We start from the raw sequence: 12,571 nt of genomic DNA on the forward strand, positions 1-12,571 counted from the left end.
TTAACTTGAAACCTTTAACTTATTAAACGGCGATGGCCCCAGTTTTTTAATCCGCTCGGTCATTTCCCGGACCGTATCGGCAAATCTGGTGCCCATGGCCGCGGACATATTGAACATCTCCAGGCGTTCGGGTTCTATCCAGATTTCCTTGAGCAGTTTCTTGACGTAATTGACCCACTGCTTGGCGTGCAGATTGCCCTGCATAAAATGGCACTCGCCTTCCAAACAGCCGGCCACGAATACGCCGTCCCAGCCCTCCTGAAACGCCCTTAATAAATGCAGCGGGTCAACCTTGCCGGTGCAAAGCAGGCGAATAATTCGGACATTAGGCGGATACTGCAGGCGCATGGAGCCGGCCAGGTCAGCCGCCGAATAGGCGCAGAACTGGCAGCAAAATGCCAGTATCTTCGGCTCAAAATTGCTGCCGGGAGTTGTTTGTTCGTTACTCATATATCTCGCACTTGGCCACGATCTGGCTGTCCTTATAATGAGCCAGGTTGATGGCCTTTCTCGGACAGGCCGAGACGCAGACTCCGCAACCATGGCAGAGCGACGGCTCGATAAAGGCCACGCCGGAATCGGTTATCACACCATCCTTCATCTTAGCGTTCTTGACTATCTTGGGCACATTGAACGGGCACTCGCGCACGCAGGTCAGGCAGGCAATACATTCATCCGGATTGACTTGGGCGATAATGCCGCTGATGGTCATCTCCTTTTTGGAGAGAATAGCCGCGGCCCGGGCCGCGGTGCCTTTTCCCTGGGCAATGGATTCATTAATATGCTTGGGGAAATGGGCCAGCCCGGCCAGAAACATACCTTCATTGGCAAAATCCAGCGGCCTGAGTTTCAGGTGCGCCTCCAGGAAGAATCCTTCGGTATTAAGCGGCACCTTCAGAGCCGTACCCAACACCTGGGCATCAGGTTGCGGACGCACCGGCATTGATAAAACCACCAAATCTGTTGGAATATTTATATCTTTCTGGATTAACCCGTCGAATAACTGGACAGATAATCTTCCGTCTTTAATCTGTGTAATCTGTGGCTTCTTATCCACATCATACCTGATGAATATCACCCCGGCCTCGCGCGCCTGGCGGTAATATATTTCCCACATTCCATAGGTCATTATGTCGCGGTAAAGGATGTAGACATTGGTCTCCGGATTTTGTTTCTTGATACGCAGGGCATTCTTGATAGCCTGGGTGCAGCAGATCCGGGAACAATACGGATGCTCAGTGTCACGGGCTTCAACGCATTGAATCATAACGACTGATTTTACAGATTTCAGAGGATTAACCTGCGCAATCTGTTGCTCCAGTTGCAATTGGGTAATCACATTGGGATTCTGGCCATACAGATATGAACCCGGCTTGGCTTCCACCCCGCCGATAGCCACAATCACCACCCCATGCTGAATCTCTTCGGTCTTGTCGCCACATTGAATCAGTGATTTATAATTCCCGATAGAGCCGGTAATCTCTTTTAGCGTCGCGTTCTTATAAACCTTGAGTAACGGCTCATTTTCCACCTCGGCCAATAATTGTTTAAGATGCTCTTTAGGATTCTGGCCGTTTGCGGTCTGGGTGATATTCCAGAGATTCCCGCCCAGCCGATCGGTCTTCTCCACCAGGTAGGTCATAAATCCCTGCCGGGCCATGGACAGGGCCGAGGTAATGCCGGATAACCCGCCGCCAATCACCAGGGCGTTCGGCACCACCACGAATGTCTGTTCCTTGAGCGGCTCCAGATACCGGGCCCGACCCACAGCCATCTTGACCAAGTCCTTGGCCTTGACCGTTGCCTCGAGCGGCAAATCCATATGCACCCACGAGCACTGGTCGCGGATATTGGCCATCTCAAAAAGATATTTATTCAGACCGGCGTCGCACATCATCTCCTGGAACAGTGGCTCGTGCGTGCGCGGGGTGCAGGACGAGACAATTACCCGGTTGAGTTTATGCTCCTGAATCATCTGGATGATATGCTGCTGGGTATCGGTGGAACAGGTATAAAGGTTCTCCTCGGCAAACGCCACATTGGGTAACTTCTTGGCAAAGTCCACCAATGACTGGACATCCACCACCCGGGCAATATTGGTGCCGCAACGGCAGACAAATACGCCGATCCGGGCTTCCTCGCCTTTGATATCCCGTTCCGGCGGATAGTCCTTTTGCCGAACCATGGTATTGCGAGCTGATGAAAGTAATTCTCCGGCCAGTGCCGAGGCGCCGCTGGCGCCCATAACCGATTCCGGAATATCCATCGGCCCGGTAAATACTCCGGCCGCATATATGCCCGGCTTATTAGTCGCGCCGTAACTAAATTCGCCCTCATTGTTGAACCCATACGGATTCAGGGTCAAACTCAGATTCTTGCACAACTGACGTCCGGTCTCGGACGGCGTAAAGCCGACCGACAGCACCAGCATATCCACCACTTCTTCTTTTATGGTATTGGTGGCTTCATCAGAATAGGTAATCAGCAAACTCCTGGTCTCGGGAATCTCCTTAACCGATGAGATGATGCTCTTGATATACTTAATGCCTTTTTGCTTAGCGGAGGTGGTATAATACTCGTAGCCCTTGCCAAACGAGCGCAGGTCATTATAAAATATAGATACCTCAACGCCCGGTTCGTGTTCCCTGGTAATGATAGCCTGTTTGGTGGCATACATACAGCAGACGGCTGAGCAGTAATCATTGCCGATGGCGTGGTCACGCGAGCCGACGCACTGAACCCAGGCAATCTTATGCGGATGTTTCTTGTCGGATGGCCTGAGCACCTGCCCAACGCAGGGGCCGGAAGCCGAAAGCAGACGTTCATACTGGATGGAGGTAACCACATTGGGCAGCCGGCCGAATCCGTATTCGCCCTTGAGTTCGGCATTAAACATATCGCCGCCAGTGGCCAGAACTACGGCGCCGACCGCCAGTTCCCGCACCTGCGGTTTCATATTATGCTCTATAGCCTTGGGCTGGCAGGCCGTAACGCACTGCAGACATTCGCAGCACAGCGCGCAGGATAAACAACGGGCTGATTCAGCCACTGCCTTTTCCTCATCCACCAATTTCTCTACTTCTATGAATGATTTCTTGCGCTTCTCAGCCGACTCCTTGGGAATAGCCAGGCGCTGTTTTATAATCTCTTTTTCTATCCGGCCCTGGGGTAATTCCACGCCAATCTGTTTCCCGCCTCTGCCCTCTTTGATATCTTGTCCGGCCAGATAGCGTTCAATGGAAATAGCCGCTTCGTTACCGTGCGCCACCGCTTCAATTACCGATGCCGGCCCGCGCGCCACGTCGCCGCCGGCAAATACGCCTTTGATATTGGTCTCTAAGGTAATCGGATTGGCCTTGACGCTATTGGCCGGTCCTTTTTCCAATTCCTCAAACCCGGCCAGGTCAGTCCGCTGCCCGGTAGCAATAATAATTGTATCCGCTTCTATGGTCGGGCCCGGATTGCAGGTAAATTTCGGGGCAAACTTCTTGAAGCCAGACGAGAAATCATAGACCGATTCGCAAATGGTCGTGGCCAGTCCGGCAACCTTACCGTCTCTAACCACCACCTTGGCCGGACCTAATAGGCAATTGAATTTAATGCCCTCTTCCTCGGCTTCTTCTATTTCCCATTCGTGGGCCGGCATCCGGTCCTTATGTTCCAGGTCCCGGGTCTCGAGACAGACGATGCTAACCTCCTTGGCGCCCAGGCGCAGGGCGGTCTTGGCGCAGTCCATAGACACATTACCGCCGCCGATGACCAGCACCCGCTGGCCGCTAAACCGTGTTGCCAGCGGCTCCTTCTTCGCCTCGCGTAGGAACGGCACGCCGTAAATCACGCCCTTGGTCTCGCTGTTCTCCAGCGGAATCTTGGACGGCTCCTGATAACCCACCGCCATAAACACCACGCTATATTGTTCACGAATCTTAGCCAGCGAAATGTCTCGGCCGATTCTGGTATTAGTTTTTAGTTCTATGCCGGTGGCCAGGATGCGGCTTATTTCGTACTCCGCAATCTCCTTAGGCACGCGGTAATCCGGGATGCAGGAGGTGAGCATTCCGCCCGGCTTGTCCGACGCCTCGAATATGGTCACGGCAAAACCCTTTTCCCTGAGTCGCTGGGCGCAGGTCAATCCGGCCGGCCCGGCTCCGATAACGGCTATCTTTTCCGTCTTGGTAACGGGCATTGGCTCAACCGGCTTCTCGCCCTTGGCCCGGACCGTATCGGCAATGAACCGCTTGAGGTATCTGATGGAAACTGATTCATCCACATCCTGACGGTTGCATTCGGTCTCGCAGGGATGATGACAGAGCCGGCCGCAGATAGCCGCAAAAGGCAGGACGCGCCGGATGACCTCAAGCGCCTCGGGATATTTCTTCTGGGACAGCAACGATACATATGCGTGGGCATTGACTCCGGCCGGGCAGCCGATTCGGCACGGGCTGGTGCCGTCCTTGCTGATGACATACTTATTCGGGATGGCCTGAGGATAGTGCTTGTGGATAGCGGTCATCTGGCCCAGTTCCTCGTCAAAGGGATTAGGCAAGCGGACCGGGCAGACCGCGGCGCAGTCGCCGCAGGCATTGCATTTATCTAAATATACATAGCGGGGCTGCTGCAGAATCTGGGCCGTGAAATTACCGGGCTGACCTGATACGGCTTGAACCTGTGAATAGGTCAAAATCTCGATATTGGGATGCTTTTCCACCTCAACCAGGCGCGGTGAGATGGTGCACATGGCGCAGTCATTGGTCGGAAAGGTCTTGTCTAATTGAGCCATCCGGCCGCCGATAGCCGGCGACTCTTCGGCCAGATAGACCTTAAACCCGGCGTTGGCCAGGTCAAGGGCGGACTGCATTCCGGCAATACCGCCGCCGACCACTAATACGGCGCCTATTTTCTTATCTGAATTACTGGCGTGGCTCATATCCCTCTCGTCTTCGCTTAATCAACAGCTTATTATACTATCAAACATCTCTGGCCGGGTCAATAAAAACCGCTCTAATTGCGAAACCAAAGTTGACAATGCAACAAAATGATGTATTATAATCCGCATGGCAGTAAAAACCGAACTCAACCTACGCGGCAGGCACAAGATTGCATTGGTCGGTAATCCCAACGTGGGCAAGAGCGTCATCTTTGGGTTACTGACCGGACAGTATGTCACGGTTTCCAACTATCCGGGCACAACCGTGGAGGTCACCCGCGGCCAGTTCCTCTATGATAAAAGAGAAACCGTCATCATTGACACACCCGGTATCAACGGCCTGATTCCCAACTCAGAAGATGAGAAGGTAACCAGGGATATCCTTGTCAACGAGGATATAAATTACATCGTGCAGGTGGCGGACGCCAAGAATCTCTCCAGGGCATTATTCCTGAGCATCCAACTGGCTGAAACCGGAATCCCGCACAGCCTGGTTCTCAACATGAGCGATGAGGCGAAGAGTTTGGGCATTAAAATAAATATTGCCAAACTTAGCCAGATATTGGGTGTGCCGGTCATACCAACCATAGCAGTCCAACGCGAAGGTATCGGCGCCCTGATAAAAACAATCAAAGATACCCTGCAAGCTAATCCGTTCGTTCAGCCGGGAATAAATCTGGTATCTTATGAGCCGAAGGTTGAAGATGCCATTAAGGAATTAAGCTTGTTATTACAAAGCGCTCCTCCACGGCAGTATTCACCAAAGACCACCCTGAGATTTCAGGCCCTGATGTTACTGACCGATGATTTAGCGCAGTCAGAAGGATGCGAAATCAACACGATACATTCGGTCCGCGAGAAGGCAAAACAATCATTCTCCCAGCCGCTGAGTAATATTATCAACCAAAAGCGGTTAAACAAGGCGCAGGAGATTGTGGCTAAAGTCCAGATATATGAAGGCGGAAGAAGAACCTCGTTGAGCGACTTTCTGGGCCGGATTACCATGCATCCGTTCTGGGGCATACCCATACTCCTGGTAATTCTTTTCCTGCTCTATGAATTTGTCGGCGTCTTAGGCGCCACCACCCTAGTCGGCTTCCTGGAAAATACGGTGTTTGGCCAATACATCAATCCCTTTGCCACCCAACTCTCCGAAAGATTTATTCCAATCGTATGGCTCAGGGATTTCTTCACCGGACAATACGGACTGATTAGCATGGCCCTGGCTTACGGGTTTGCCATTATCCTACCCATCGTGGCCACCTTCTTCCTGGCCTTCGGGATTATGGAGGATTCCGGCTACCTGCCCCGCCTGGCTGTGATAGTCAACCGCCTCTTCCGGCTGGTCGGGTTGAACGGCAAGGCCGTCCTGCCGCTGGTGCTCGGACTGGGATGCGATACCATGGCCACCATGGTCACCAGAATCCTGCCCACCAATAAAGAACGGATTCTCACCACACTGCTGCTGGCCCTGGGTGTACCCTGCTCGGCCCAATTGGGCGTGATTATGGGATTGTTATCAGGCGTTTCTTTATCTGCCGTATTATGGTGGCTGGGATGCCTGCTCGTTATAATGTTCATCGTGGCCTATTTTGCCAATAAGGTAATCAGCGGGGTCTGCTCTGACTTTATGATGGAAATACCGCCGATGAGGATGCCGGAAATCGGGAATATCCTGTCCAAGACCTTTGCCAGGGTAAAATGGTATCTCAAGGAGGTCATTCCGATATTTATCCTGGGCACCGCGGTCCTGTTTGGGCTGGACCAGACCGGCGCGCTGGCGTATATCGAAAAACTATTTACGCCGGTGGTGACCGGGTTGATGGGTCTGCCCAAGGACGTCACGGCCGCGTTCCTCATCGGATTCTTCCGGCGTGATTACGGCGCGGCCGGGTTGTATGACCTGGCACAAAAGGGACTGCTCAATCCGCAACAGATAGTGGTTTCGCTCATTACCATAACCCTATTCGTGCCCTGCTTTGCCCAGTTCCTGATGATGGTCAAGGAACGGGGCTGGAAAGTGGCGCTGCTTATCATCGCATTCATATTCCCGCTGGCCATACTGGTGGGGAGTGCGGTGAACCTGATACTTAATTTAATCGGTGGATTATAATATGAAACCACAGATGCACACGGATAAACACAGATATTAAACCGTGTTCATCTTAGTGAAAGGAGATATCGATGGAAAAGAAACTATTCCACAAAGAAATAACCGGACTGATACTCCGTTCCGGCTTTGAGGTTCATAATATATTGGGTTGTGGATTTCTGGAAAAAGTATATGAAAATGCAATGGCTTATGAACTAAAGCATCTGGGGTTGAAAGTAGAAAACCAGAAAGAAATAAAAGTTTCCTATAAAGGCGCAGAAGTCGGTGTTTATGTGGCGGATTTAATAGTAGGAGAAAAAATAATCGTAGAACTTAAGGCGGTTGAAGAGATCACTAAAATACACCAAGCACAATTATTAAACTACCTAAAAGCATCAGGTTACAAGGTTGGTCTCATATTAAACTTTGCCAAGACAAAGCTGGAATATAAAAGATTAGTGATGTAAGATAGACACAGATAATATAAATCCGTGTCTATCTGTGTGTATCCGTGGTTATAATTTTGGAGGTGTCTTATGAAGAAGCGTAAAGAAGAAATCCTGGAACTGGCCTGGGTGGGCAAGGAAAAAGGCAGTTTCACCAGGGAAGACGTGGAAAAAAGCGCTGATGATAGAATCTCTCCCGGGCTTTTGGATGAGTTGATAAAAGAAGGATATCTGAAGGAATCCGGTAGGCAGGTGTCCATGACCGCGGAGGGCGAGAACGATGCGCGCCGGTTGATTCGGGCCCATCGCCTGAGCGAGCGGCTGTTCACCGATGTCCTGGACATCAAACCGCAGAATATGGAAAAACACGCCTGCACCTTCGAGCACTTCCTCAATGACGAGGTGGTTGACTCCATCTGCACCATGCTGGGGCATCCGACCGAATGCCCGCACGGGCACCAGATTCCGCCCGGCGAGTGCTGCAAAAATAAACTCAAAGAATTATCGTCTATCGTGGTGCCGCTGACCGAACTCAAAATCGGCTCCGATGCCCGGATTGCCTATGTGGTAACCAAACAGCACCAGCGGCTGGACCAGCTCACCGCCTTTGGCATTGTCCCGGGCGCCACACTCCATCTGCACCAGATAACACCTTCGTATGTGGTCCGGGTGGGCGAGACCGACATTGCGCTGGATACGGATATTGTCAGGACGATTTATGTGCGATTAAAGAAATCCGGTTCCTAAATCAGGCGTCTTAATATGGAAAAGAAACCTGTTAAAACCCTCTACCTGCCCGACCGGCGGAAATGGCGCCGGTGGCTGGAGAATAACCATCAACGCGTAAAGGAAATCTGGCTGGTCTATTACAAAAAACACACCGGCAAGCCGTCTATCCCTTACAACGATGCGGTGGAAGAGGCGCTGTGCTTCGGCTGGATTGACAGCACGGTCCGTAAGCTCGACGAGGAGCGCTACATCCAGCGTTATACGCCCCGCAAGCCGAACAGCATCTGGTCCAAACTCAACAAACAGCGGGTCAGCCGGATGATAAAGCAAGGATTGATGACCCAGACCGGCTTAATCAGGGTGAGAGACGCCAAAAAGAGCGGCGCCTGGAACCGGCTTGATGTTATAGAGGATGTTAACAGAATCCCACCCGGCCTGGCAGGCGCCATAGCCGCCAATCCCAGGGCCAGAAAGAACTTCGCCCTGATGCCGCCTTCAACCAAAAAGATGTTCTTCTGGTGGATTCATGGAGCCAAGACCGAATTGACCAGATTAAAACGCATCCAACGCACGGTCCAACTGACCAGCCGCTATAAAAAAGGCCAACGGCTCATTCCGTATATGTAATACCCGGCAAGTATTATTGTCTCTCCGCTTCAGGCACCCGGCCGACCGGCGTATTTATGGCAAAACTGAAATTCTTGGCCGGGTTGCCGGGCTTTTCCGGCATCCGGCTCCAGATGGAATTTATCCCCGGCGTTCCGTATGTTGCCGGCGTATCCTTTTCCACCGTGGTATGGTAGGTTGGCTTACCGCCGATTTCTATGAACATCCCGATGTTGTTACACCCATAGCGCCAGGAATCCGGAGACATACCCTGGTTGGAAAATCCGAACGAGCTGTTGGTGTAATATTCGTAGGTGTTGTTGCCGCCGATGCTCATAAATACGCCGATGGAATTATTGATGGCCGAGCCGAGCAGGACCCCGCCGCCCGCGCCTTTGACCCCGGTATTGGTCAGGGTCTGCTTGTTGTCCGCATCCTTCCATTCCCAGGCCGAGAACTTATTATCACCGCCCCGGTCCAGGAAAAATGCCACGGCAAAATCATGCGCCCCGCCCTGCGAGATGGCGTGCCAGACGTGATAGCTATCGCTGCCCGCATCATCAATGAACATGGACAGCCCCATATGCGGCGTCGAGCCCTGGACCCAGAACGAGCCCTCATATTTATCGTTACCGGATTTATCATAGAGGATGCCGGTGCCGTACCAGTAAGACGTGGCCTGCCCGTAGACCCCGCATTCGTAGGTATCATCGCCGCTGAAATCCTGCAGAATGCCGGTGCCGCCGGCCATGGAATGCCCGCCGAAGATGTCGCCCCGCTGGCCCCAACCCGCGCCCTGGCAGAAATTATAATTGCGCAGGTTATCGTGCCCGCGCACTCCCGGATGCACCAAATCATACGGTTCAGCTACATATTTATCATTGCCGCCGGTGTCAATCAAGGCGCCGTAACCGCCCACAAACCCAAATCCCTGGCTGGTGTAATAGGCGTAATAGGAATCATTGCCGCCCAGCTTGACCAGATTGGCCACGCCGAACGATGCCGAACCCTGGGCTGAGGTGTGCGCCTTGAATGAATCATCGCCGCCCCGGGCCCAGAGCAGGCCCACGCCAAAATAACACATGCCCTGGGCATTGTTCACCGCCGTAAAGGTGTCATCACCGCTGTTATCCAGCAGGAATCCGTAACCGAGAATCCCGGCGCCCTGGGCGCAGGGCGTGGACTTGTCCGCTGTATAGGTATCATTGCCGCTCCAATCTATGATGGTGGAAATCGGATGCTCCAGTTTATATGAAGCCGCGGCCGGGCCTGTGTAGGTGTCGTTGCCATAGAGGTCGATAATGGCCAGATAGTTCTCGCATTGGTAAACATTTTCCTCGTCCTTGCTGTTAAAGGCAATCTTGCCCAGCGGCGTATCTATCTCAAAGGCCAGGTTTGAGATGTTGACCGCGACCATAGTCGGCGTTGCCACGCCTTCGGTGGTGACTGCCCTGGCCGGCTTATCCAGGAACGCCTCGAATTCACAGATGGCCTTGAGATTCAACCCGGCGCCGGTATAGAGGTCATCATAATCCAGGGCCTGGCCTAAATCCCAGTTGACCACATCCATATCATTAAATTCCTCATCTATATCCTCCTTCGCGGCAAAACCAAGAACCGCGCAATCAAAAGCGTGCTGGAGCCGTTCCTTAGGATAATTCCGCACCGCCCGGTCGCGATAGTATTTGGCATCTTTGGCGCCCAGGATTAGTTTGGCAATATAGGCCTGCAATTCAGGCGGCACATCCTTCAATGCCTTCTCCATAGCCATCCGGTTTTCTTCTGTGATAATGGCATCGCACTTCTTGGCCAGTTCTATCAGGGCGTTCAGCACCGGCATTTCCTTTTTAGGTTCCAGCTCCGGCACGTATTCATATCTGTATGCCGCCCGATGCCCGGTCCGGATTTGGGAAATCCCGCACTGCTCGAACACGCCCTTGGCCGTATCAGATATGTTTTTTTCCTGGGCCTTAATCAGGTCAAAACAGAACTTGGGGAACTCGTAGGGATTCTTCCAATAGCGCACGAAATGGGGCTGGACCATGACCTGCTGGCTGGCCAGGGTATCCAGGGTCTGGGGGTCAAGCCGGGCTGTTTCCCGGGTCAGGCCCTTGGTATTGAGCAGATAGGCAACGATATCCGTATCGCTGACAATGCCCTCTGGCTTGACAACTGTTTCGGGCTTGGGCTGGATTGGTGCCGGTACGGGTTCCTTTATCTGGGCCAGACCGACTGCGCTAACTATCAGAATGATGCCGATACCGAGCAGGGAAATAAATCTATTCTGTAACATATACAAATCTCCTATAAAGTAATAAGGTTTGCTCTAATCTATAAAACAGAATCATTAATGGCAAGGAAAATGAACCAAGCGTACGCAGATAAACGCAGCCCTTTGCGCAGCAATGGTCGGCAGTATTCAGCCAGTGGCTGAAACGCACCGGGTACTTTGACGGATTATCATGATTTAATCTGTGTAATCTGTGGCTTCTCTTGACATCCCAGACCTAAACTGCTATAATACCTCTATGATTAAAAAGGTGGTGAAGAAGAACCTCGCTTACTGGCTCAGCAAATCACCGTCCGAACGCATCTCGGCGATGGAATTATTAAGGAAGCAAAAATATGGTGATTCCGGCCCAATCCAGAAAACTGTCCGAGTTACTACGAGTCACAAGAATCTGTACCCACCCAGAAAAGGGCATAATATGTAAACGCGCCGTAGGCCGGAAGAAAGACCTGGCTGATATCGAAGCCCTGGGCGAATAACTAAGGAAAATAGAACCACACATTCTGGCGCCAAGGCGCCATCAGTGCAAGCAGATTACTCAGATTCCGCAGATTAATCGGTGTAATCTGTTGTGGCAATGCTTGACATCTCAGACTGAATTTGATAGATAGTCACAATATGGGCAGCATTCTTCTCAAACATTATATTATTACTTGCCTCGCCTTATTATTATTCGCATTTCAAAATGGCTGCGATGTTCGTGTCAATAATCCTGAGTTGGTGACAAACATTGGCGCTTCCTTTGAAACACAAGGCAAATACGAGAAAGCTCTAAGGCACTATAATATGGCCATCCAATCTAACCCGAATTATTCTCTTGCCTGGGTTAATAAAGGAGGCGTGCTTTTAAAGTTAAACCGTCCTAAAGAATCACTTGAAGCCACCAATAAAGCCCTTGAACTTAATCCGAATAATTCCAAGGTTTGGGTTAATAAAGGAAATGCCTTTTGCATGTTAAATAACAGTGACGAAGCGCTTAAGGCATTTGATAAAGCCATTGAAATTGACCCTAAAAATGCTGATGCATGGTATAATAAAGGAGATACCTTGGGGCAATCAAGTCGTTTTGAAGAAGCGCTCGAGGCCTTTAATACAGCCCTTAAAATCAACCCTAACGATTTCGGGGCATGGATAGGCAAGGGCACTTCTTTAGGAATGTTAGAGCGTTATGAAGAAGCTCTCAATGCTTTTGACAGAGCAATTAAAATCAACCCCAAATTCGCTATGGCTTGGTCCAACAGAGGGTCTGCTTTGTTAAAACTAAACCGTTTTAACGAAGCGATTACGTCATTCAACAAAGCTATTCAATTAAACCCGTCGCTTGAAAAACCATTAAGACCCAGAATCAACGAGGCAAAAGAAAAGGCGAAAGAAAGAAAATAGAACCACAGATTACTCTGATTTCGCTATCGCGGTCACTACGGTGTTCACCGGATTAATCTGCGAAATCTGTGTAATCTGTGGTTAATTAAGGAGGTCAT

Annotated in this window: 9 protein-coding genes; 6 read left to right on the forward strand and 3 right to left on the reverse strand. The window is 51.2% G+C overall.

All coding sequences use genetic code 11. The features are described from left to right. Nucleotides 1–450 (reverse strand): hydrogenase iron-sulfur subunit, encoded by a 450-nt coding sequence (locus tag HZA49_01655; protein ID MBI5778147.1) that lies wholly within the window; start codon nucleotides 448–450, stop codon nucleotides 1–3. After that, the gene (locus tag HZA49_01660) at nucleotides 443–4,927 is read right to left on the reverse strand and encodes an FAD-dependent oxidoreductase (GenBank protein ID MBI5778148.1); all 4,485 of its coding nucleotides are present in this window, start codon (nucleotides 4,925–4,927) and stop codon (nucleotides 443–445) included. The genes HZA49_01655 and HZA49_01660 overlap by 8 nt, the downstream gene beginning before the upstream one ends. 127 nt (nucleotides 4,928–5,054) lie before the next feature. On the opposite strand from HZA49_01660, the gene feoB reads away from it, so the two are divergent. From feoB to HZA49_01680, 4 genes are all read left to right on the forward strand, one after another. Beyond that, entirely contained in the window at nucleotides 5,055–7,040 is a 1,986-nt protein-coding gene (gene feoB, locus HZA49_01665) for a ferrous iron transport protein B (protein ID MBI5778149.1), read from the forward strand. Nucleotides 7,041–7,111: 71 nt separating this feature from the next. Next, nucleotides 7,112–7,486 (forward strand): GxxExxY protein, encoded by a 375-nt coding sequence (locus tag HZA49_01670; protein ID MBI5778150.1) that lies wholly within the window; start codon nucleotides 7,112–7,114, stop codon nucleotides 7,484–7,486. Nucleotides 7,487–7,555: 69 nt separating this feature from the next. Then, nucleotides 7,556–8,212: a metal-dependent transcriptional regulator gene (locus HZA49_01675; GenBank protein ID MBI5778151.1), complete on the forward strand. Its 657-nt coding sequence runs from the start codon at nucleotides 7,556–7,558 to the stop codon at nucleotides 8,210–8,212. 15 nt (nucleotides 8,213–8,227) lie between these two features. Next, nucleotides 8,228–8,821, forward strand: a complete 594-nt coding sequence (locus HZA49_01680; GenBank protein ID MBI5778152.1) for a YdeI/OmpD-associated family protein — start codon at nucleotides 8,228–8,230, stop codon at nucleotides 8,819–8,821. A 13-nt stretch (nucleotides 8,822–8,834) separates the two neighbouring features. Here the strand turns inward: HZA49_01680 and HZA49_01685 are convergent, their stop codons facing one another. Continuing rightward, the gene (locus HZA49_01685; GenBank protein MBI5778153.1) at nucleotides 8,835–11,093 is read right to left on the reverse strand and encodes a hypothetical protein; all 2,259 of its coding nucleotides are present in this window, start codon (nucleotides 11,091–11,093) and stop codon (nucleotides 8,835–8,837) included. A 332-nt stretch (nucleotides 11,094–11,425) separates the two neighbouring features. On the opposite strand from HZA49_01685, the gene HZA49_01690 reads away from it, so the two are divergent. Beyond that, entirely contained in the window at nucleotides 11,426–11,569 is a 144-nt protein-coding gene (locus HZA49_01690; protein ID MBI5778154.1) for a hypothetical protein, read from the forward strand. A gap of 139 nt (nucleotides 11,570–11,708) precedes the next feature. Further along, complete coding sequence (locus tag HZA49_01695; protein MBI5778155.1) at nucleotides 11,709–12,473, forward strand: tetratricopeptide repeat protein; 765 nt, start codon at nucleotides 11,709–11,711, stop codon at nucleotides 12,471–12,473. Nucleotides 12,474–12,571 lie beyond the last annotated feature (98 nt).

It is taken from the genome of Planctomycetota bacterium (assembly GCA_016235865.1).
Taxonomy (GTDB): domain Bacteria; phylum Planctomycetota; class MHYJ01; order JACQXL01; family JACQXL01; genus JACRIK01.